Raw genomic sequence first — 21,584 nt, 5'->3', positions numbered from 1 at the left:
TCTCACCGCTCCCCATAACGGAAGCATGTCGGGTCATGATCCACCACCATGCCAACGGCCTGCATCCATGCATAGACAATGACCGGCCCCACAAATTTGAAGCCCCGTTTTTTAAGCGCTTTTGAAAGAGCTTCGGACGCCGGGGAGCAAGTCAGCACCTGTTCTGTTTCATTCCGTACTGGGGCACCCGGCACCATATTCCAGCAAAATGTGGAGAAATCCTCCCCTTGCTCCTGCATGGTCAGATAGGCCCGTGCGTTACCGATTGTCGCCTGAATTTTGGCCCGAGCCCGGATAATGCCGGGGTCCTGCATCAGGCGCTCACTGTCTGCCTCATCAAATTGCGCCACCTGAACGGGGTCAAACCCGGCAAAGGCTTTACGAAACCCCTCACGCCGCCGCAAAACTGTCAGCCACGACAAACCGGCTTGAAACCCTTCAAGCATCAACATTTCCCACAGCATGCGGCTGTCACGCACTGTCATGCCCCATTCCTCATCATGATAGATGCGCAAAAGCGGATGAGTCTCCGCCCAACGACAGCGCGAAATAGAGGAGGAGCAGGTATGCGGGGTTTGATGTGTCATCCTGCCACCCTATACGCTCCTTCTGTCTGCGTCATGCAGAGGAGGCGTCTCCAGACTATCGTTTCGGCACAATCAAAAAGCCTGTAAGGTTCCCCGCAAGGCGGCACATGAAGCGTTATGCGACAGGGTATGAGCAGGATTTTTTCCAGAAAACCACAGACAAAGCAGATCAGAACAGCCACCCGGCCTCTGGTTTTCAGCGCAGCGTTTCTTGTTCTGTCCGGCTGTGCATCCCCCATCAGCGTGACGCCGCTCTCCCTTGGGGAGGCTTATCAGGAGCATAGTCGCAGCGCATTGAGTGGCCGCACACTCAGCAATACAACACACACTGTTTTACAACGCCTCAATCTACTGACTCCGTGGGAAAACCACCCAACAGACGCCATTGCCGCCCTGCGCCGCCTGACGCAGGCCCGTTTTTACGCGCAGGGGTTGGGCGACCAGCTTTTTGCACTGGCAGAACTCAGCTACATGCACGCCCGCCGCCACGCGGACCGGGCCGAGTTTATGGCTGCCGCTCTTTATGCTTACGCTTACCTCAACCCCAATGGCCCGCCCTCCGACCAGCCAGACGCTTATAACCTGCATGTGCGACAGGCGTGTGACCTGTATATGCTCGCACTGACAGAAGCCTTTGGCAGCCCGGTTAATCTTACGCCCCAACGCTGGACACTGCCGTTCGGCACGCTGGATCTGAGCACAACACCCAGCCAGTTGGTGTGGCATGACCATGTCTTGCAGGATATTCGCCCCATGGCGCGGCTGGCCGTCCGAGGGCTGGAAAATGTGTACAGCCACACCGGGCTGGGGGAGCCGGTAGGGGCTCTCCCGCATGTCGAAAAGCCAGAAAGCAGTTCTTTCCAGATTACGGAAAAGCTCAGAGTTCCCCTCAATCTTCTTCTCTCTCTGGACAATCCGCGCCAACAGGTTCTGACCAGCACTCTGCATGGTCGGCTGGATCTGACCGCCATAGATGAAGGTCTGTCAGACCGCACCTCCGCCCCATCCAGCACCGCGCCGCGCTCTTTCCCGCTGCAATATGACCAGACCGCCGCCCGCGCACTCAGCCTGAGTAATGCGATGGACTGGTCCACAGAATATAAGGGGTTTCTGGACGGTCGTTTTTTTGACAATGGCCACACGCCACAACTGGCCACTATAGAACCGCATCAGGTGGGGCGGATGCCGGTGGTGCTCATCCACGGCACAGTCTCCAGCCCGGCGCGGTGGGCCAATATGGTGAATGACCTGTTGGAAGACCCGGAAATCCGTAACCATTATGAGTTCTGGTTTTTCTCCTACGCCACCGGAAACCCCATCCCTTATTCCGCCCTGCAACTCCGGCACGCTATTGAAAAAGCAGTGGCGGACCTTGGCGGTGTCCGGGCGGACCCGGCATTGGGGAACATCACGCTCATTGGCCACAGTCAGGGCGGCTTGTTGGCCAAAATGCTGGTGATTCAGAGCGGTGATAAACTCTGGAACGGGCTGATCTCCCGCCCGCTGTCAGATCTCCGGCTGACCGCAGAGGCCCACACCCTGTTGCAGGATGCCTTGTTCCCCTCCCCTTTGCCGGAAGCCAAAGAGGTCGTTTTTATCTCCACCCCGCAGCACGGCAGCTATATGGCCAATTTCTCTCTGGCGCGGCTTGTCGGGCGGATGGTGACCTTCCCGCTGACCGTCCGGGAAGTAACCAAACAGGTGTTAGCGAGTGACCCGAATGTAGCCCGCCTGAACATGAACCCATGGCGGGTCGGGAGTGTGTATGGCATGTCCCCCCATGGTCGCTTTATCCAGTCTCTTGCCGCCATCCCGGTCACTCCGGACGTGCGCACCCACTCCATTATCCCGGTCCTCGGCAATCAGGACCTGCAAGACTGTAATGATGGTGTTGTGACCTACGCCAGTGCGCATGTGCCGGATGTGGATTCTGAACTGGTCGTGCGCCATTCCGGCCATTCCACACAGTCCAACCCCATCACCATTGCGGAAATTCGCCGTATCCTGCGCAATCATCTAGCCCGCGCACAGGGCGTTCCTCTTAAGGATGGCGTTATAAATCAGAGCGATATTACCGCCATCGGTGGGCAGTTTGTGCCCACGCGCGGCAACGGCGCGGACACAGGCACAGCCGAAACGCCGCAAACACCTCTCCCAGCGGTTCCTGCCAAACCAATAAACGGAGCCCGCTGATGGCGCGCGTCAATCCCTCTTCCACGCCCGTCCAACCGGCACCCCGCAGGCGCTGGGCGGAGTGGTTTGCGGGGTGCGCCACCTTTCTGCTGGGTGCATTTGGCACCCCGGCCCTTTATTATTCTACGCTGGAACCAGATGCTCTGCGGCTGGGGCTGACGTGCCTGTTTCCACTTGTTCTGGGCACGGCGTTTTTCCTGCGTGCCCGCCAGACGGCACGGTTAGCGTTGGCGGGAGTGAGTGCCGCATTTGCCGTCTGGTATGGTACAGACCCACCCCGGAATGACCGAGACTGGGCGGGAGAATATGCGCTGCCCGCCACGGTCTCAGTAGAAGGGCGAACAGTACACCTGCACCATATCCGCAATTTTACTTACACCACCCCCTCCGATTACACGCCGCAGTATTATGACGCGGAGTATGCGCTGGATGACCTCTCCTCCGTTGACATCGTAACATCCTACTGGGCGGGAGAAAGTATTGCGCATGTGTTTCTCAGCTTCGGGTTCAAGGATGGGCGGCATGTCGCCATGTCCATTGAAACCCGCCGCCAAAAGACATTCCCCTATTCCGCCCTCGCTGGGTTCTTCCACCATTATGAACTGTTTTACGTGGTGGCGGATGAGCGCGATCTGATTGGCGTGCGGACAGATATTCGCAAAGAACGCGTCTATATGTACCGGGTTTTTCTCTCACCCGCAGCCAGAGAACGACTGTTTCGGAGTTATCTGACGGAAGTCGATCTCCTCTCCCACACACCCAAATGGTACAATACCCTCACCTCAAACTGCACAACAGGGATTCTAACACGCGCGCAGGCCAGCCTCCGCTACCGGCTGGACTGGCGTATTCTGCTCAGCGGCTATACGGCGTCCCTCGCCTATAAGCTCGGCCTGCTGGATACGCATCTGGACTTCCGCACCCTGCATGACCGCAGCCGCATCCAACGGCCAGAAGGTGCTACCCCCGGCCCGGATTATTCTGCGGAAATCCGGCAAACACTGCCAGATGAAACGGGTATCCCCGCCAGCCGGTAAACTCTTTCCAAAAAGTATAGCAATGCCCCGGTTTCAATACTCCAAAAAACGTTTCTTTTTCGGAACGGGAAATCTTTAAGCGCCGCATCATTCGTGCCACAATACCCTCCGCGCTTGTAAGGAAACCGGCTTCCCATTTTCCGGGTGAACCGGGCATTGAAGGACTAAAGAGTGGATCGTGTGCATGAAACAGCCTGAGTCACAGGACGTAACCGCCACAGGCGCTTCCTCACCGGATGGCGCTTCGGACTTGCTGGAACGTCCGCTGCCGGTTGTCTCCGTATTCCGTAAGGAATATGTGGATTTTCCGATGCCCCGCAACCTGAACTGGCTATGGAATTTTGGTGCCCTTCTGGTGGTTGTGCTGCTGCTGATGCTGGCAACCGGCATTTTTCTGGCCATGAACTACACCCCCACCAGTGCGGACGCGTTCTTTTCTGTTGAAGCCATAGACCGCCAGCTTTCCGGCGGATGGATGCTGCGCGGGATGCATATGACAGGAGCCAGCCTGTTTCTGGCCGCACTCTATATCCACCTGTTTCGCGGGCTTTATTACGGCTCCTACAAAGCCCCACGGGAAATCCTGTGGTTCAGCGGTCTTGTGCTGCTTGTTATGGTGATGGTGACAGCCTTTGCAGGCTATATTCTGCCTTGGGGCCAGATGTCCTACTGGGGCGCGGATGTTGTGACCAAAGCCGTAGGAGCCGTGCCCGTTATTGGCGGAACACTGGAGCATGTGCTGACGGGCAGCGACCATCTGGGCGATATTTTCCTGCACCGCTTTTTTGTGCTGCACTTCCTCATGGCGTTTCTGGTTGTGGCTGTTGTGGGGCTGCACGTCGCCTGCGTACACGTGACCAAATCGAACAACCCGCTGGGGGTCGAACCAAAAACGCCTAAAGACACGCTCCCTTTCCATCCTTATTACACCAGCAAGGATCTGATCGGGCTGATTGTTTTTGCCATGGTCTTCTGCGTGCTGCTGTTCTTCTGGCCGGGCCTGCTGACGGAACCGGACAATTATGCCCCGGCGGACCCGCTGCACACGCCAGCCAATATCGAACCGGAATGGTATTTCCTGCCGTTTTATGGGCTGCTTCAGTCCGTGCCGTCCAAGTTTGGTGGCTTGCTTGCGGCTGCGGGTTCTCTGCTTGTGCTGTTCGCCCTGCCTTGGCTGGACCGTTCTCCCGTGCGCTCTGTCCGGTTCCGCCCCATCTGCCGTCCGGCTTTACTGGGGCTGGTAATTGCCTTTGTTCTGTTAGCACTCGTAGGCAAGCATCACGCCACAGGCGTCTGGATGCTCATCGGGCGTCTGTCCGCCGTGTATTATTTCGGATATTTTCTGGTGATCCTGCCTCTGGCTTCGCGGTTTGAAAAAACGCGCCCTCTGCCTGCTTCCATTGCTTCCGCCGAAGGAGACGCCTGATGGTTCGGTGTCCTGCCTTCCGCCCCACAATCCTGAGTGCGGCTCTGCTGGCCTGCCTGCCGCTGCTGGCACATGCGGCCCCTGCCGCTGCTCCCACCACTCCACCCGTGCCGCCACACCAAAAATGGAGTTTTGAAGGACCTCTCGGGCAGTTCGATCAGAAAAGCCTGCAACGCGGCTTTATCGTCTTCAATGAAATCTGTTCGTCCTGCCATGGTATGCGCAGCGTCACCTATCATGACCTTCTGGGCATCGGCCTCTCCCGACAGGCCATGACGGATCTGGCGCACGCCAAACAGATTGCGGGGCCACCAGATGCCGCGGGCCACCCGACCATGCGCCCCGGTCTGCCGGATGATACACTACGCTCGCCCTTTTCCAGCGAGGCCGCGGCCGCCGCTATGATGGGGGGCGTGGCCCCGCCGGACCAGTCCCGTCTGGCCGCCATTGAGCCGCATGGAGCGGACTGGCTGTATGCGTTCCTGACAGGCTACCACATGCCTGCGCCCCCCGGCGCGCCCGTTGTACCGGGCAAGTTCTATAATGACTGGGCAGACGGGCATCTGGTTAGTATGCCGCCCCCCTTGATGGATGGCGCTGTGGACTTCCCGGATGGCACCCCCGCCACCGTCGCACAGCAGGCGCGGGACGTAACAAGCTTTCTGGTCTGGGCCTCTGACCCGCACCGGAATGACAGACACCGCATAGGCCTGTATGTTTTCGCCTATCTGAGTGGCCTGCTGATGCTGGCCATTGCCTGGAAGAGAAAAATCTGGAAACGCGCCCGCCACCGGAACGCACAGGATACCCACGACTGATGACACACCCAGCAGACGACACACACCCCACCGGGCAGGATCAGGACAACGCCGCGGGCCGTCGTGATTTTCTTGGTATGGTCACTACCGCCGGAACCGTAACCGGGCTGGCGGCATGTGCCATTCCGTTTGTCGCCAGCCTGAAACCGCAGGATAGCGCTGCCGCTCACCTGCCTGTGGATGTGGACCTGTCCAAACTGGCTCCCGGCCAGCAAATGACGGCAGTCTGGCAAGGCAAGCCCATTTTTATTCTACGCCGTACGGCAGAAGACTTGGCAAAACTGCAAGACCCCAAGCTGGTTGAGCAACTGCGGGATGCCCAGTCCGACGCACTGCAACAACCCACCTACGCCCGTAACTGGCACCGCTCCCTTGTGCCGGACTATGGCGTGTATGTTGGAATCTGCACACATCTGGGCTGCGTACCCGCCTATACGGCCCCGGCGGCGGCACCAGACCAGACTGGTCGTTATGCCTGCCCCTGCCATGGCTCTCAGTTTGATCTGGCCGGACGGGTGTTTAAAGGCGCACCAGCCCCTTATAATCTGCCTGTGCCGCCCTATGTTCTACCAACACCCACCACGTTGCGGCTGGGGGAAAACCCTAAAGGCGAAAGCTTCGATTTCTCCACCATTGAGCAGATCTGAAACCCGCCCTGCGTTGCCTGTGGCGGGCATTTGGCGGATAAACCTTGCTGATACAGCACGCAACACAAGGAGCAAAAACGATGGTCAAAACAGAAACCTTTGTTGTTGAAGGCATGTCCTGCACAGGCTGCTCCAGCAAGCTGAAGAAGGCTCTGGAAGCCCTGAACGGTGTTTCCGAAGCGGATGTTGTTCTGGAAGGCGGCACCGTAACGGTGCAGTATGACCCGGCTGTGGTCACACCGCAGCAGTTTGCCGATGTGGTTGAGGATCTGGGGTTTGATCTGGCCTCCTGAGTGCCTGCCAGCAAGATCGTAGCGCATCGCGCAGCATCATGCCGACCTGAGCCGCGTCCATCAGAACAGGCTTATGCTGTCCTCTGATGGGCCGCGCCTTATAAGCGGGACTGCGGCCGCCAGCGATTAAGCAGCAAAGAGTTACTGACGACCGAGACAGAACTCATCGCCATAGCGGCCCCTGCCACAATCGGGTTGAGCAACCCACAGGCAGCCAGCGGTAAGCCAAGAATATTGTAAATAAAAGCAAAAAACAGATTCTGACGGATTTTGGCGAGTGTTGCGTGGGAGAGGGAGAGCGCATCCAGCACACTGGTCAGATCACTTTTCATCAGCACAACATCTGCGGTTTCCAGCGCAATGGCGGCCCCTGCGCCAATCGCAAAGCCGACATCCGCCGCAGCCAGAGCCGGGGCATCATTAATACCGTCCCCCACCATGCCAACTACGCTGCCTGTGGCCCGATATTTTGCAACAGCGTCTGCTTTGTCACCCGGCAGAACACCGGCCATATAGGCATCCACCCCAACCTGTGCGGCCACAACGGAGGCCGTGCGCTGGTTATCGCCCGTTAGCATAACGACCTTGATCCCGGCTTTCTTCAACGCTTGGACCGTTGCCACGGCATCCGGCCGCACCCTGTCGGACAAGGTGAGGTAGCCTAGAGTCTGCTCACCAAGGGCAACGCCAATCACCGTTTTTCCGTCACTCTCAAACGCGGCAATCAGTGCCTCATCCACCGTGAGGCCAGCGTCTTTCAGAAAACGGGGGGAGCCAAGCCGTGCCAGAGCCTCACCAACCTGCGCCGTCACACCCTGTCCCGGAATAGCCTGAAACGCACTAACTGCGGGCACTTGCACCCCCTGTGCTGAAGCGTAGTCCACCACAGCACGCGCCAGAGGATGTTCAGAATCTTTCTCCAGTGCCGCGGCTACGGCCAGCAGATAGACCACATCTGTCTGCGGGGAGGGCTGCACATCCTGCACGGTCGGCCTGCCTTCCGTCAGCGTGCCGGTTTTATCGACAATCATGGTTGTCAGTTTTTCCGCCTGCTCCAGCGCATCGGCATTGCGGAACAGGATGCCGGACTTTGCCCCCAGCCCTGTGCCCACCATAATGGCGGTCGGTGTTGCCAGCCCCAGAGAGCAGGGGCAGGCAATAACCAGCACCGAAACGGCGGAAATTAGGCTTCCAGTGGCGCTGCCTGTCACCAGCCAACTGACCAGAAACGTCACGAGTGCGATACCGACCACCGCAGGCACAAAAATGCTGGAAACCTTATCCGCTAGACGCTGCACACTGGCTTTGGAGCCCTGCGCTTGCTCAACCATTTTTACAATATGGGACAGTGCAGTATCCGCCCCAACGCCTGTCGCTTTCATGCGCAGCACGCCATTGGCGTTCAGGGTACCGCCAAATACCTGATCATTCTTCTGCTTGAGCACGGGCAGGCTCTCCCCCGTCAGCATAGCCTCATTCACGTCAGAAGCCCCGTCCACCACCACGCCATCCACCGGCACGCTCTCACCGGGGCGTACAACCAGCCTGTCACCCACGCGCACCTCCGCAACGGGGCGGTCTAGTACCTCCGCGCCATGGTCTACATGCGCCATTTGCGGCTGAAGCTGTAAGAGACTTTCAAGCCCAGCGCTGGTTCTGTTCTTCGCGCGGGTTTCCATCAGCTTACCGAGGGAAATCAAGGTGATGATGGACGCGCTGGCCTCAAAATAAACAGGCTGCGGCAGGTGGAACAGCACCACAATGGCACTAAAAACGTAGGCGATGGTTGTGCCTAGCACGACGAGCACATCCATATTGGCAGAACCACCCCGCACTGCATTCCACGCACGTTGATACAGATGGCGACCACAGAAAAACTGCACGGGTGTGGCCAGAAGCAACTGCGCCCAATCTGGCATCATGGGGAGGGCACCCAGAAACATGCCGACCATCTGCCCGAAAAATGGCAGGGAAAGCAGAGCCGTCAGCAGGAACTGGTTGCGTTCCGCCCGCCAGTTCGCCAGGCGCCGGGCATGAGGGTCTTCCCGCACGCCGTTATCCAGACGCTTTGCCCCAAAACCGGCTTTTTCAATTCTGGCAATAAAAGTTTCTGGTTCTGCAATACCCGGCACATAAACAATATGCGCGCGTTCCGTTGCAAAATTCACGCTGGCCTGCGTCATGGGCAGTTTGTTAAGCAGCGTCTCAATCCGCGCGGCACAGGCGGCGCAGGTCATGCCGGAGAGGGCGAGATCGATACGTCTCTCCTCCACTGTAAAACCAGCTTTGCGCACCGCGCCGATAACGGTGTCCACAGACGCGTCTGGCCCGTCCAATTGCACCTGAGCCCGTTCCGACGCGAGATTGACCGTTGCCTGCACGCCTTCCTGACGGTTGAGCACTTTTTCAATCCGGGCGGCACACGCTGCGCAAGTCATGCCACCAACGGGGAAACTGACAGTCTGTGACACCGGACGGCTCCTTGAGGACATTTCCGTGAATTTTATACCCCATCCCGGTATAGTCAAAGGAAAGAAATTTGATTTTTTGCTATCATCAAAGCTTATACCCACCCCATAAAGCCCTGACCGATGCGCGCAAGCAGCCTCGGGCCCGCCCTATTCAATCCCATATTGTGCTTGAGTTCATGTCTGTTTTCCCGCCTCCCCATTTGCTCCGCAAATCTGGCCCATGGTCACTGTCAATGCATCGCGTTGTACGGGCGACACTGGCTGGAGGGCTTGGGCTGGCAGGTGCAACACCCTCCGTCTTAGCCCAGCAAACAGAAAACCCCTCCGTCAATACGGATGCACATTCCCAAACCACCACCGCACCTGCTCAACCCGGTCTGGCAGCCAACGCCTCGCCTGAAAAAATTGATGTGGTTGGGCACAAGGCACGCGGTCAGGCGCTGGGGCACCTGAAGCCACTTATGCAAATTAAAGCGGATGAAATCCGGGCTTACGGTGTGGATTCCGCCTCCGACCTGCTGACCGCCATTGCTCCTGAAACACGCTCTGGCCGAGGGGCCGGGGGGAACGCACCTGTAACCTTGCTGAACGGCAAAAGAGTTTCCGGCATGCAGGAGCTACAAGACCTTCCGTTTGAAACCATTGAACGGGTAGAAATCTTTACGGAAGAAGAAGCTCTAAAATATGGCTATTCCGCCAGCCAGCGGGTGGTAAATATTATCACAGTGGAGCGTTTCCGGGCTATCCGCGCCCGCCTGATGGGCACAACCTCCACAGATGGCGGCGGAGAAACGGGCGCGCCTGCCATCAGCTATACAAAGCTGGAGGGTGAACGGCGGATCAATCTGAGTGCGCGTTATTCCACTCAGGCAGACCTGAAAGATAGCCAACGCGGCGTCGTCCCTGCGCGGGCCAGCGGGCTATACGCCAACGCAGGCAACGTAACGGCTATAAACTCCGGTAGTCTGGACCCACGGCTGGATGCGCTGGCAGGCGTGCCCGTGCCTGTTGCGGGCGCCCCCTCCTTAAGCAATGCGCAAGTGCCCACGTTTCAGGATTTTCTGCCTTACGCCACTCTGCCCCATAGCGACGGAGATGCCTCGGCCTACACGCTCCAGCCCAGCCTGCAAAAGCTGGCATTCAATGGCGTTGTCGCAGGACAGATTTTTAAAACCATATCCTCCTCCCTCAACCTGGCCTATACGCGCAAAGACCAGCGCAGTCTGCAAGGGCCCGCACGTGGTGTTCTGACACTCCCTGCCAGCAGCCTGTTTTCTCCGTTTTCAGACAATATTTTACTCTATCGAAATTTTACAAATATCTCTCCGCTCCGCCAGAAAGCCCATACGGAAACAGCCCATGCGGGGCTTAAATTTGATGGCAATATCGGAGACTGGAAGTGGAATAGCACCGGCAGCTATGATTGGTCAGAAACAACCACCAGCAGTCAGACTGGCCTGAATTTGCAAACAGCCCAGACGGACCTGATGACGGAGGGTAACACCCTTAACCCGTTTTCTCTCTTTCCAGCCCGCATACTTTCTCAACGCACGCTGAATTACGGTCACACCACCAGCAACAACGGGCAGATCAGCGGGTTGATAACCGGAGCGCTCTTTGCGCTGCCCGCAGGGGATGTTGCAACCAGTTCTTCCCTAACCGGCGCGCTGACAGATCAGAATACCTTTTCCGCTATCAAAACCACGCGGTCTTCCAGCCATATCCAGCGGGACGTTGGCATATTTCAGTTTAACGCGGACATTCCTCTTGCCAACAGGAGCAAACACATCCTGTCGTTTCTGGGCAAACTGGATGGAAATATAAACGCGGCCGTTAATCAGGTGTCACATTTTGGTACACTCGGCACCATTGGCGGGGGTGTGACATGGTCACCCCTCTCATGGATGCAGTTCCCGATCTCTCTCACCAACAGTCAGGAAGCGCCAACAGCATCCCAGCTTGTGGCACCGACCATCCAGACCCCTAACGTGACAACATATGATTATGTAACCGGACAATCCGTGCAGGTTACCAGTCTTTCGGGTGGCAACCCATTCCTGAAAGCCACCAGTCGGCATGAAATAAGTCTGGGCACGATACTCACTCTTCCTTATCTCACAGGCACATTGCTGCATGTGAACTATGTGCATGACACAACACACAACACCATTCTCACCCTGCCCACAGCAACAGCCGCCATTGAAAACGCCTTCCCCGACCGTTATCTCCGCAATGCCGCGGGGCTTCTGGAAAGTGTTGATACACGCCCGCTTAATGCTGATGGGGAAAACCGAAGCGAATGGAATGCCACGTTGTCCTTCTCGCGCCCGCTCCATGCGGGTGGAACAGACAAACATGGTAAACCGGAAAAGCCGCATGGCCGTCTCTATCTCGTCGCGACACAAGTCTGGCGGCTACGAGATACTGTCACGCTGCGGGCCGGTCTGCCTGCTATCAATCTGCTAAAAGGCGGCACCATCAGCGGTCTGGGTGGACAGCCCCGGCATGAAATGGAACTTCAGGGCGGTGTTTATGACAAAGGGCTTGGTCTCCGGCTTGTCGGAAAATGGCAGGCAGGAACAGCGACCGTGGCATCCTCTGCCGCGGATAATCTGTCTTTCAGTGCACTTGGGACGATGGATGCGACAGTTTTTGCTGATCTGGGTCAGCTTCCCCACTGGGAGCGACGAACATGGGCGAAAAACTTTCGTCTCTTTTTATCCGTAGAAAATCTTTTTAATGAACGGATCCATGTTCATAATGGCAAAGGCAGCACACCCGCAGGCTATCAGCCCGCTTTTATGGATCCGCTGGGGCGGACCATCACGCTCTCCCTCCGCAAAACAGTCTGAGCCGCTTTTTTCGCCCCTTGCTGCGGTCTTTCTCCCCATAGTGGCGGGAGACAGTCTGACCTGCTAGGAGAAGCAACACCCAGAGAAAGGGGATAACATGGCAACCCAGCTCCCGGACAAACACGCCCCAGCCCGATGTGATGCGTGTGAGGATCAGGCAAACGCTGACAAGCGTGTGCAGCAACCCAATAAAAAATCCCTGACCAACCGGCTGCGCCGTATTGAAGGGCAGATTGGCGGGGTGCTGAACATGGTGGAGCAGGACCGCTATTGCGTTGATATCCTCATGCAGATTTCTGCTGTAAAATCCGCACTGGACGGCGTTGCGACCGAAATCCTCTCCACTCATGTCAATGGCTGCGTGCGCAAGGCCGTGCAGGATGATGGCGGGGAAGATACTATTGATGAACTCCTGCGCGTCGTGCGTAGAATGATCCGCTGAGCAGTCTTCCTACGTTTTTTCAATTAACGCTCAAGTGTTGCGGATGGCGCGGGTTGCGCAGGTATGTCCATGGTGCCACGCATTTTCTCACAAACGGCTTTCTCCGCCTGCTCTGCCTTAGTCAGCGCCTTGCCCTGTTTTTGCAGCATCTCAAGCCTGCCACATACGGCCATCTGCTGCTCCATACTCATATTTTCCAAACTGTCCTGCGGGATTTTCCCAGCAGGCGTCTGCATTACCCCAGTCATGTTCTGGCGGAGCGCTGCCCGCGTTGGTTCAGCCTGCGCAACATCGGCGCATATAAGGCTGGCAAATGCCAAAAGAAAAGACCGCATCAAGACTATCCTTTTTTAATAAGAAAAATTCAGAACCAGCTTCTGAGCCCCAGTGTAAACCGCAGCGTGCCGCTCTCTCCGCCCTGATCATGCACAATCCGGCGCGCCTGTGTGAGAGACCCGGCATATGTCACGGCGACGTAAGGTGCGAATTTGCGCCATAGCTCGTAGCGCAGGCGTAAACCGGCATCGACATCTGACAAGCCAGCCCCCACCTGCCGCCCGGTATCGGACTTTGTATAAAAATTAAACTCTGCCTGCGGCTGAAGAATGAGGCGATTGGTCAACAGGAAATCGTAAGAGCCTTCAAGCCGCGCAGCAAAACGTCCGCGATCACTGACATAGGCCGTGGCCTGTACTTCAAACTCGTAAAGTGCCAGCCCCTGCACGCCAAATGCCCCCCATGTGCGCGTTGGCCCATCATCCAGATCCATCCGCACACCGCCCTGAAGGTTGAAATAGGGCGAAATGGACCGGCTGTAGAGCAGTTCATGATCGCCATCACGCAAGCGACCACGCTCCAGCGTGCCTTCGGTTTTCAACCACACCTTGTTGTAATCTGACCCGTACCAAGCCTCGCCATCCCAGCGCAGATCCGTACCCCCCGGCGCATAGCGCCCCTCCAGCTCATCCATGATGCCATGAAAATAACTCTGCTGGTCCATGACAGGTTTTATATTCCCCAGATATACAACCGGTGTTCCCGTAGGGGCATCCGCCGCATGGTAGCGCGATCCGTTTGTGTAAGAGGGTGCTCCGGACGAAAGAGTTTCAGCCGCATACCCCGCAGAGAGGCACAATGCCTGAGCCAGCAGGCAGAATGCTGGAAAAACAACGCGCCTCATTCCACAATCACCGTGCGAAACATGCCTAGTTCCATGTGCAGCATCAGGTGGCAGTGGTAAGCCCACATGCCCGGAACATCCGCTGTCACCAGATAGCTCATGCGGGAGCCCGGCTGAGAAATAAGCGTGTGCTTATAGGGGCGATACGCGCCTTGCCCGTTTTCCAGTTCACTCCACAGGCCATGCAGATGGATGGGGTGTTCCATCATGGTGTCGTTAATCAGCGTAAAGCGGACCCTTTCCCCTTTTTTCAGGCGAATAGGGCCAGATTCCGAAAATTTCCGGCCATTAAACCCCCAGATATAGCGTTCCATATTGCCGGTCAGATGCAGGATGATCTCACGGCTGGGCGGGCGCGGGTCCGCTCCCGGCCGGGTGGCACGCAACTGCGTGTAGGTCAAAACGCGGCGTCCGTTCTGCTCCAGCCCGTCACCGGGGCTACCCAGCCGGTCCACCGGCATCATGGCGACATTCTGGTTTTCTACATTGATGGGCGGCGGCCCGGGATCATCCACCTCCATCGGGGGCATTATATGGTGCATGGCGTGCGGCGCCATGCCGGGCCTGTCCATTCCGGCCATACTCATACCAGCCCCGGCCTCACCAGACTGACCCATAGCTGAACGAGGCATGTCTGAGTGCTCCATACTGGAATGGTCCATACCTGACCGCTCTCCTCCGCCCGACATATCCATGGCGTTCATGGCGTTCATGCTCTCGCCGGGTTTCATGTCGCCCATGCCCATATCAACCATGGTGCGTACCGGGCGCGGGTCCATTGGCGGGATTGGCCCTGCCATACCGGCGCGGGGGGCTAGGGTTCCACGCGCATACCCTGTCCGGTCCTCACTCTGGGCAAAAATGGTGTACGCTCGGTCTTCCTTTGGCTGCACGATGACATCATAGGTTTCCGCAACACCTATACGGAATTCATCCACTGGCACGGGCTCCACGTCATTCCCGTCCGCCTGCACCACCAGCATGTCCAGACCGGGAATACGGATGTCAAAAAAGGTCATGGAGGACCCATTGATAAACCGCAGACGCACCCGCTCACCGGGCCGAAACAAGCCCTGCCAGTTTCCGTCCGGGGCGTGGCCATTGAGCAGATAGGTATAAATAATCCCTGTAACGTCCGAAATATCGGTGGCGGCCATCCGCATACGAGACCATGCCAGCCGGTCTTTCAGGGCTGCCACAGCACCCCCGGCCGCTCTCGCCTCTTTTGGAAAAGACGCGGCGGTACGCTGCCGGAAGACATAATAATCATCCTGCATTTTCAGGTTGTTGATCATGTCCATGGGAGACACATCCGTCCATTCGGACAGCAGGATTACGTAATCCCTCTCACACGCATTCGGGTCCGGGTGAAGGGGGTCTATGACCACCGCACCGTAAAGCCCCTGCGCTTCCTGCATGCCGGAATGGCTATGGTACCAGTATGTGCCGCTTTGGTGCAGCCGGAAACTGTAGGAAAATGTCTCACCCGGTTTGATACCGGTAAAACTCAGGCCGGGTACGCCATCCATATCCGACGGCAAGCGAATACCGTGCCAATGGATGGAGGTTTTCTCGTGCTTGAGCGTATTGGTCACATTGACCGTTACGGTATCCCCCTGCCTCCAACGCAGCACCGGGCCCGGCACGGTGCCGCCAATACAGGGAGCATTCAGGGCTTTGCGGTCAATTTCAATATGGGTGCGGCCAACACTCAGGTTCCACGTTGCCGAAGCCTCTGCCGGGATCAGACCAGCAGGGCGTTCGTTAGGTGAAGACAGTGCCGAGCGTGGCACTGCGGCCATAAGCCCCCCAGCGCCTACCCCGGTCACAAACCGACGACGTGTCAGACCGCCCCGCAAACGGGACGAAAAAAACATTCTAAAAAATCCAAACAGTCACACGTACTTCCCCGTTTTTTTCGACAAAAACGGGCCGGATGACGCCTTGAGCGTCTAGCTGTTCAGAACTCTGGGGGGACGAAGAGGCGGCAACCCGTCAGCGCCGACAAACTCCGTCTGCGCAGACAGGATGGGGGAACGGGCTCTTACAACAGACCGCAGGACCGAAGACAGCATATCCGCTGGAGTAGGGATGTCCGTTGCGGCGACATGCACATGACAACATTTGTCATCATGCGGCATGGCAGGACTTTTAGTGTGCGTCATTCCGCAATGACTGTGCAAAATTTTCGCCTCGGAACAGGAGACTGGCATTTCGCGCATCATGCTCTTATGCGCCTGCACTTCCCTCTGCGCCTGAGCCGGGGAGACACCGACCAACAACCCCACCTGCATCAGCAGGCAGGCTAGCAGACCAACCCATGTTCTGGCCCGTGTTCGGGCCCATGTCCTGATCATTCAGGGCTCCTGTGGTCAAGCGCAAGAGCGCAACACCTATCGATACGCACTGGGAAAAAACAAACGAAACGCGGCTTATGCTCCGTCTAACTGAGCACTCCCATTGAGACTGGGAAGCATAATACAGTGTTACAAGACGCTCCGCAAATATTTGGACCACTGGGGCAAAGCGCGCATTTTAAGCAACGGGTTAGCAATCGCTTTCTTTAACCTCACCGGCTGGCAAACGCACCCTCACCATAACGCCTCTGGTGGTTCCGGGAATGGGGGAGATCACTGCCATATCGGCATGTAGCTGCTGAGAAATTTGCCGTGCAATGGCCATGCCCAAGCCGCTGCCTTCAGCATCTGTTTTTCCTCTTACAAAAGGCTTTTCCATCTCCCGCAAAATTTCAGATGTAAGTGGTTCACAATCATTAAAGATCCGCACTTCATGATCTTCTGTAACACTTACTCTGACAGGGTGCGCCGATGAGCCATGAAGAACCGCGTTTTCGAGAAGATTGCGAAACAGAATGCCCGTGACATCCATATCGCCCCGGATCATGAGGTGGGATAAGCCAGAAAGCTCAATCACATGGTCTTTTTCCCGCTCCAGTTCCTGCGCCAGAAACTGAATAACCGGAACCAGATCAAACACACCCCCGGTGAGGGCAATGCCGGATGTAGCGCGTGAAAGCTGAAGAAGCTTTTCCATCATCCGGCCAATTCTGCGGGCCTGCTGCATGATTGTCAGGGTCCGCTCCTCATACTCCGTTCTTACGAGCAGTTTTCTGAGAACCTGGACCTGAGCAAGAAGCGCACCCACAGGGTTACGCAATTCATGGGCTGCATTGGCGGCAAAGGCGCGCTCGGTTGAAAGCGCCATTTTCAGACGTTCCAGCAAAAGATTGACGGCTGAATGAATGGACACAAGCTCTTCAGGCAAATCGAGCGGGGGAATAGGTGCCAAATTTGACCCACTTCTGCTCCTAATCTCGTGCTGAAGGCTTGTAAGGGGACGCATGGCGCGCCGGACGCGCCAACGGACCAGCCACCAGATTGCCGGAAAAAAGATGACCATTGGCAGAACGGAAATGAGAATAGCGCGCCTGACAGCTTCATTTCTGTGAAAAGTCGGCTCACCCACCAGAATGTAGTGGCGACCCGATGCGGACGGCACAACATACACCCTGAATAATGGGATATTGTAAAACCCTGACTTAATGTTTGGCACAAACAACGTCGCGGGCGCATTTTGCGACCTGACTTCAAGGCGACCGCCCGGTGTCGTGATCTGGTAAGCCAATGTTCGCCGGTTGACGCCCGGAAGCTGCGCTATCTGCCCGCCCGCGGGAGTGGAGCCCTGACCAGTTCTGTCCAGATCACTGATGACAAACTCCAGACGTTCCGCCACTTCCTGTAAGGAATTATCCAGACGTTCCGTAACTTCATACCGTGTGAAGGCTGCGACAAGAATACTCAGAAGCACCAGCGCACCAAGCACGATAATCAGCGTGCCCGACACAATACGGGACGCCAGACTCCAGCGCTTCATCGAGCCGTATTTCCAGCGAGACTGTACCCTCTACCTCTCACTGTCACGATTAGGCCTGATCCGGTCTTTTTACGAATCCTGCTGATGAAAACTTCAATGGCGTTGCTTTCCACATCGTCACTGAGGCCATACAGAGCATCTTCAATCTGCTCACGGCTGCACAATGCACCGGGGCGGCGCGCCAGAAGTTCCACAATGGCCCATTCACGCGCGGACAGATCAATCGTCTGGCCATCGCGCTCAAGCTGACGGCGCGCGAGGTCAATCCTCGTCGTCCCAACCGTCACCACATTGTCTGGCAGAGCCGCGTAACGCCTTGCAACAGCATCAATGCGGGCAACCAGTTCATCAAGATCATACGGCTTGACGATGTAATCATCCGCGCCGTCTGACAGTCCTGCTATTCTGTCACTCACCTGATCCTGAGCTGTCATGATCAAAATGGCGAGTGAGGAAGAGCGCTGCCGGATCTCCCGCAGGAGATCCCGCCCATTCCCATCTGGGAGGCCAAGATCAAGCAGCAGAAAATCATAAGACGAAACACTCAGGGCGGCCCGCCCATCCGCCAAGGTTTGGAACCAGTCCGCAACATGCCCGGCCTGACGCACACGGTCTCTGACCGCAGAGCCCAGCGCAGGTTCATCTTCAATAATCAGGATTTTCATGCGTTACGATTTTTCATGATCCGGGCGTACAGTGCTGGCAGTACAAGAAGCGTCAGGAGTGTGGATGAGATCAAACCACCGATAACGACCGTCGCCAAGGGACGTTCAACCTCCGCGCCAGCACTGGTTGAAACAGCCATGGGAATAAACCCCAGACTGGCGACCAGAGCCGTTGCCATAACTGGCCGGAAACGCTCTTCCGCAGCGTCATACGCGGCACGTGCGGCGTCCAGACCCGCCGCACGCAAGGCATTTATGGCGGTAACAAGCACCACACCGTTCAGCACAGCCACACCAAACAGGGCTATAAAACCAATTCCCGCTGAAACACTGAAGGGGAGGCCTCGTAGAGCCAGAGCCAGAATACCCCCTGTCGCGGCAACGGGCAGGTTGACGAAAACCAGCCCCGCCAGCCAGACCGAATTCAACGCGACAACAAGCAGCGCAAAAATCAAGACCAGAGCAATCGGCACGACAACGCCCAGACGCGCCATGGCCGAACGTAGGTTTTGAAACTGACCAGCCCACACAATGCGATAACCGGGCGGGAGAGCAACTTTTTTGCTGACCGCCTTCTGCGCAGCCGCAACAAAAGAGCTGAGATCACGCCCACGAACATTGGCCTGCACGATCAGACGACGGCGAATATTATCCCGGCTGATGCGCGGCGGCCCGTCTTCCACCGTCACTTTTGCAATTTCAGAAAGAAGCACAGCGCCACGCCCATCGGCGCGCCGTATTCTTAACCCGGCAATCTGGTCACGTGTGCTGGCCTGAGCAGGATCAAAACGGACCTGTGTGCTGATAAGCGCATTCCCAACCGTGACGGGCCGCCCGATATGGCCACCCACCGCTTCAACCACGTTCAGAAGCTCCTGCTGGGAAATGCCAAGCCGCGCGGCCTGCCGGCGGTCAATATCGATATGAATGAAAGAAACGGTGCCATCCCCCTGCGGGGCCACATCCGCCGCACCGGGAATGGCTTTCATGACACTGGCCACCCTGTCCCCCAGTCGCCGCAGCGTAGCGAGATCATCCCCATAGATGGAAACGGCAATCTGCGTCCGAACCCCAGACAGAAGATCATCCATCCGCATCTGCACGGGCTGACTCCATGACTGCGCCATTCCGGGCAATTCGGCACTCAGCACCCGGCTCATCGCTGTAACCAGACCTTCCTGCGTCTGTGCTGTGGTCCATTGTGACGGTGGTTTCAAAAAAATGAAACTGTCTGTCTCGTTAACGCCCATCGGGTCAGTCGGGATTGCCGATGTTCCCGTATTGCTGACAACGCTGGTGACTTCGGGAAAACGGCGAAGAATACGCTCCTGAAGGGTAACTTCCTTCAACGCTTCGGGTAGAGAAATACCGGGCAGGCGCGTCGTTGTGACTGTCAGAGCGCCCTCCCCAAGGGAGGGTATGAACTCGCCACCCAGATGCAGACCAACCCAGACAGAAAAAGCAAAAATCGCGAATGTTGTGCCAAACAGCGTTCGTGGCCGCTTTTCACACCAGCTCAACACGGGGCCATACCCACGACGAAGAAAAGCGACCAGACGGGTATCGTCATGCCGCCCGACAGACTTCATCACCAAAGCCGCGAGAACCGGGATCCCGACAACACAATAGAGCAGAGAGGCCAGCAAGGCCATGATAACCGTCTGCGCCATGGGCCGGAACATCTTGCCCTCAATATCCTGCAACGTCAGGATTGGCAGATAGACCATCACAATGACAAGAATGCCAAAACTGACAGGCCGGATGACTTCGGTGGCCGCTGAGACGACGAGAGTCGCCAACGGCGTGGTCTGCCCGCTGACCCGATCGCGGGCACGATGGGTCATGAAATTTTCCACCACGACCAGAGAACTGTCGACAATCATGCCAAAGTCAATTGCGCCGAGGCTCAGCAGATTGGCCGAAATTCCAAACCAGCGCATTCCCGCCATCGCGCAGACAAGAGCAAACGGGATAACTGATGCAATAACCAGTGACGCCCGCCAATCACCAATCACAACAATAAGAACGCCGATAACCAGAAGCGCCCCGATAACAAGGTTTTCTTTGACGGTTTTGATAGTACTATCTGTCAGCGTGGACCGGACATAATACGGCTCAAGGGTCACACCTTTTGGCAAAGACTGACGAATACCGGGCAACGCGGCACGAATGGCGGCCAGCGTGGCATCCGAGCTTGCCCCCATCTGCATCATGACAACACCGATGACGATTTCGCCCTGCCCGTCCCGCGTGACCGCGCCCAGACGTGTTCTCGGCCCCATGGAAATGCGCCCTACATCCCGCAGGAAAATAGCCGACCCATTGGCATTGGTCCGAACCGGAATAGACCCGAAATCATCAAGCGAGCCAATCAGACCCCGCCCGACAATAATCTGCTGCTCTTCCTTATGCTCAATCCATCCGCCTCCGGATGCGGAATTGTTGCCATCCACCGCCCGAAAAACATCATCAACCGAAACACCAAGAGCAAGCAGACGCGCTTGATCAAGCGCGACCTGAAACGTCTGCTCGGCCCCGCCGTTGACGTTGACATCAACAACTCCGGGCACCAGCTTTAACTGCGGCGCAACCGTCCATGTCATCAGTCGGTTGAGATCCATCATGGAATAGCCAGCGCCTTTGATCTGCAACTGCATGATCTCACCAAGGCCGGTGGCAAGCGGCCCGATATTTACGCTGACTCCCGGCACGGATATCGTGCCTCTTGCCTGCTGAATCCGTTCTTCCACACGGGCGCGATCAAGATTGATATCCGTCTCATCCGCAAACTGGACATAAACGACCGAAACCCCGGAACGGGAGACTGATCGAAGATCAGTCATATCCGGGAGACCGGCCATACTGGCCTCGATCGGAAAAGTAATCAGGCGCTCCACTTCTTCCGTGGCAAGGCCGGGGGCTACGACGGACACAAGCACCTGTCGCGGCGAAATATCAGGCACGGCTTCTACCGGCAGACCCCGCACAACGGCGCAGCAGGCAACGAACGTGAGGCACAAAACTCCCAGAACCAGCCAGCGCCGTGACTGGAAGACAGACAGAAAGGCACGCATGGTCA

At 56.9% G+C, this 21,584-nt stretch carries 17 protein-coding genes; 8 read left to right on the top strand and 9 right to left on the bottom strand.

The genetic code is table 11. The features are described from left to right. Positions 1-2: 2 nt before the first annotated feature. Positions 3-587 carry a DNA-3-methyladenine glycosylase I gene (locus AD949_RS08370; protein ID WP_048835940.1) on the bottom strand — a complete coding sequence of 195 codons (585 nt, stop codon included), beginning with the start codon at positions 585-587 and terminating at the stop codon, positions 3-5. Positions 588-716: 129 nt separating this feature from the next. Here AD949_RS08370 and AD949_RS08365 point away from each other — a divergent pair, with 129 nt between their 5' ends. From AD949_RS08365 to AD949_RS08340, 6 genes are all read left to right on the top strand, one after another. Further along, on the top strand, positions 717-2,780 hold the full coding sequence (locus AD949_RS08365) for a lipase family alpha/beta hydrolase (protein WP_158319954.1): 2,064 nt from the start codon (positions 717-719) through the stop codon (positions 2,778-2,780). Further along, positions 2,780-3,817, top strand: coding sequence for an Lnb N-terminal periplasmic domain-containing protein (locus AD949_RS08360; protein ID WP_048835941.1), 1,038 nt, complete (start codon positions 2,780-2,782; stop codon positions 3,815-3,817). Before AD949_RS08365 ends, AD949_RS08360 begins: the two co-directional genes overlap by 1 nt. A 184-nt stretch (positions 3,818-4,001) precedes the next feature. Further along, positions 4,002-5,243, top strand: a complete 1,242-nt coding sequence (locus AD949_RS08355) for a cytochrome b (protein WP_048835942.1) — start codon at positions 4,002-4,004, stop codon at positions 5,241-5,243. Then, positions 5,243-6,061, top strand: a complete 819-nt coding sequence (locus AD949_RS08350) for a cytochrome c1 (RefSeq protein WP_048835943.1) — start codon at positions 5,243-5,245, stop codon at positions 6,059-6,061. The genes AD949_RS08355 and AD949_RS08350 overlap by 1 nt, the downstream gene beginning before the upstream one ends. Then, positions 6,061-6,708 carry a ubiquinol-cytochrome c reductase iron-sulfur subunit gene (gene petA, locus AD949_RS08345; RefSeq protein WP_048835944.1) on the top strand — a complete coding sequence of 216 codons (648 nt, stop codon included), beginning with the start codon at positions 6,061-6,063 and terminating at the stop codon, positions 6,706-6,708. Before AD949_RS08350 ends, petA begins: the two co-directional genes overlap by 1 nt. A gap of 80 nt (positions 6,709-6,788) precedes the next feature. Continuing rightward, positions 6,789-7,001 carry a heavy-metal-associated domain-containing protein gene (locus tag AD949_RS08340; protein ID WP_048835945.1) on the top strand — a complete coding sequence of 71 codons (213 nt, stop codon included), beginning with the start codon at positions 6,789-6,791 and terminating at the stop codon, positions 6,999-7,001. Positions 7,002-7,099: 98 nt separating this feature from the next. On the opposite strand, the gene AD949_RS08335 is transcribed toward AD949_RS08340, so the two are convergent. Beyond that, entirely contained in the window at positions 7,100-9,472 is a 2,373-nt protein-coding gene (locus AD949_RS08335) for a heavy metal translocating P-type ATPase (RefSeq protein WP_082064733.1), read from the bottom strand. 233 nt (positions 9,473-9,705) lie between these two features. Here AD949_RS08335 and AD949_RS08330 point away from each other — a divergent pair, with 233 nt between their 5' ends. Both AD949_RS08330 and AD949_RS08325 read left to right on the top strand, forming a co-directional pair. Then, the gene (locus AD949_RS08330; RefSeq protein ID WP_048835981.1) at positions 9,706-12,324 is read left to right on the top strand and encodes a TonB-dependent receptor plug domain-containing protein; all 2,619 of its coding nucleotides are present in this window, start codon (positions 9,706-9,708) and stop codon (positions 12,322-12,324) included. A 97-nt stretch (positions 12,325-12,421) separates the two neighbouring features. After that, positions 12,422-12,766, top strand: a complete 345-nt coding sequence (locus AD949_RS08325) for a metal-sensitive transcriptional regulator (protein WP_048835947.1) — start codon at positions 12,422-12,424, stop codon at positions 12,764-12,766. Positions 12,767-12,789: 23 nt separating this feature from the next. On the opposite strand, the gene AD949_RS08320 is transcribed toward AD949_RS08325, so the two are convergent. The 7 genes from AD949_RS08320 to AD949_RS08290 form a co-directional block, all read right to left on the bottom strand. Next, a complete protein-coding gene (locus tag AD949_RS08320; RefSeq protein WP_048835948.1) occupies positions 12,790-13,101 on the bottom strand; it encodes a hypothetical protein in 312 nt (103 codons plus the stop codon). A gap of 29 nt (positions 13,102-13,130) precedes the next feature. Then, entirely contained in the window at positions 13,131-13,946 is an 816-nt protein-coding gene (locus tag AD949_RS08315) for a copper resistance protein B (RefSeq protein WP_082064734.1), read from the bottom strand. Beyond that, on the bottom strand, positions 13,943-15,823 hold the full coding sequence (locus tag AD949_RS08310; RefSeq protein ID WP_048835949.1) for a copper resistance system multicopper oxidase: 1,881 nt from the start codon (positions 15,821-15,823) through the stop codon (positions 13,943-13,945). The genes AD949_RS08315 and AD949_RS08310 overlap by 4 nt, the downstream gene beginning before the upstream one ends. 75 nt (positions 15,824-15,898) lie before the next feature. Next, on the bottom strand, positions 15,899-16,303 hold the full coding sequence (locus tag AD949_RS08305; protein ID WP_048835950.1) for a hypothetical protein: 405 nt from the start codon (positions 16,301-16,303) through the stop codon (positions 15,899-15,901). A 190-nt stretch (positions 16,304-16,493) separates the two neighbouring features. After that, positions 16,494-17,840, bottom strand: a complete 1,347-nt coding sequence (locus tag AD949_RS08300; protein ID WP_048835951.1) for a sensor histidine kinase — start codon at positions 17,838-17,840, stop codon at positions 16,494-16,496. Next, complete coding sequence (locus AD949_RS08295; RefSeq protein WP_048835952.1) at positions 17,837-18,505, bottom strand: response regulator transcription factor; 669 nt, start codon at positions 18,503-18,505, stop codon at positions 17,837-17,839. The genes AD949_RS08300 and AD949_RS08295 overlap by 4 nt, the downstream gene beginning before the upstream one ends. Then, positions 18,502-21,579 carry an efflux RND transporter permease subunit gene (locus AD949_RS08290; RefSeq protein ID WP_048835983.1) on the bottom strand — a complete coding sequence of 1,026 codons (3,078 nt, stop codon included), beginning with the start codon at positions 21,577-21,579 and terminating at the stop codon, positions 18,502-18,504. Before AD949_RS08290 ends, AD949_RS08295 begins: the two co-directional genes overlap by 4 nt. Positions 21,580-21,584: the final 5 nt, after the last annotated feature.

Source organism: Acetobacter orleanensis (genome assembly GCF_001581005.1).
Lineage (GTDB): Bacteria > Pseudomonadota > Alphaproteobacteria > Acetobacterales > Acetobacteraceae > Acetobacter > Acetobacter orleanensis.
Note: the sequence above shows the minus strand (reverse complement) of the source record. Positions and strands in the feature narration are given on the sequence as shown.

What these genes read in the sequence shown, in the direction of transcription:
- AD949_RS08355 (WP_048835942.1), top strand. Translation starts at nt 4,002, where the DNA reads ATGAAACAGCCTGAGTCACAGGACGTAACCGCCACAGGCGCTTCCTCA.
- AD949_RS08320 (WP_048835948.1), bottom strand. Translation starts at nt 13,101, where the DNA reads ATGCGGTCTTTTCTTTTGGCATTTGCCAGCCTTATATGCGCCGATGTT.
- AD949_RS08360 (WP_048835941.1), top strand. Translation starts at nt 2,780, where the DNA reads ATGGCGCGCGTCAATCCCTCTTCCACGCCCGTCCAACCGGCACCCCGC.
- AD949_RS08290 (WP_048835983.1), bottom strand. Translation starts at nt 21,579, where the DNA reads ATGCGTGCCTTTCTGTCTGTCTTCCAGTCACGGCGCTGGCTGGTTCTG.
- AD949_RS08300 (WP_048835951.1), bottom strand. Translation starts at nt 17,840, where the DNA reads ATGAAGCGCTGGAGTCTGGCGTCCCGTATTGTGTCGGGCACGCTGATT.
- AD949_RS08340 (WP_048835945.1), top strand. Translation starts at nt 6,789, where the DNA reads ATGGTCAAAACAGAAACCTTTGTTGTTGAAGGCATGTCCTGCACAGGC.
- AD949_RS08350 (WP_048835943.1), top strand. Translation starts at nt 5,243, where the DNA reads ATGGTTCGGTGTCCTGCCTTCCGCCCCACAATCCTGAGTGCGGCTCTG.
- AD949_RS08365 (WP_158319954.1), top strand. Translation starts at nt 717, where the DNA reads ATGAGCAGGATTTTTTCCAGAAAACCACAGACAAAGCAGATCAGAACA.
- AD949_RS08330 (WP_048835981.1), top strand. Translation starts at nt 9,706, where the DNA reads ATGCATCGCGTTGTACGGGCGACACTGGCTGGAGGGCTTGGGCTGGCA.
- AD949_RS08370 (WP_048835940.1), bottom strand. Translation starts at nt 587, where the DNA reads ATGACACATCAAACCCCGCATACCTGCTCCTCCTCTATTTCGCGCTGT.
- AD949_RS08315 (WP_082064734.1), bottom strand. Translation starts at nt 13,946, where the DNA reads ATGAGGCGCGTTGTTTTTCCAGCATTCTGCCTGCTGGCTCAGGCATTG.
- AD949_RS08305 (WP_048835950.1), bottom strand. Translation starts at nt 16,303, where the DNA reads ATGATCAGGACATGGGCCCGAACACGGGCCAGAACATGGGTTGGTCTG.
- AD949_RS08310 (WP_048835949.1), bottom strand. Translation starts at nt 15,823, where the DNA reads ATGTTTTTTTCGTCCCGTTTGCGGGGCGGTCTGACACGTCGTCGGTTT.
- AD949_RS08295 (WP_048835952.1), bottom strand. Translation starts at nt 18,505, where the DNA reads ATGAAAATCCTGATTATTGAAGATGAACCTGCGCTGGGCTCTGCGGTC.
- petA (WP_048835944.1), top strand. Translation starts at nt 6,061, where the DNA reads ATGACACACCCAGCAGACGACACACACCCCACCGGGCAGGATCAGGAC.
- AD949_RS08325 (WP_048835947.1), top strand. Translation starts at nt 12,422, where the DNA reads ATGGCAACCCAGCTCCCGGACAAACACGCCCCAGCCCGATGTGATGCG.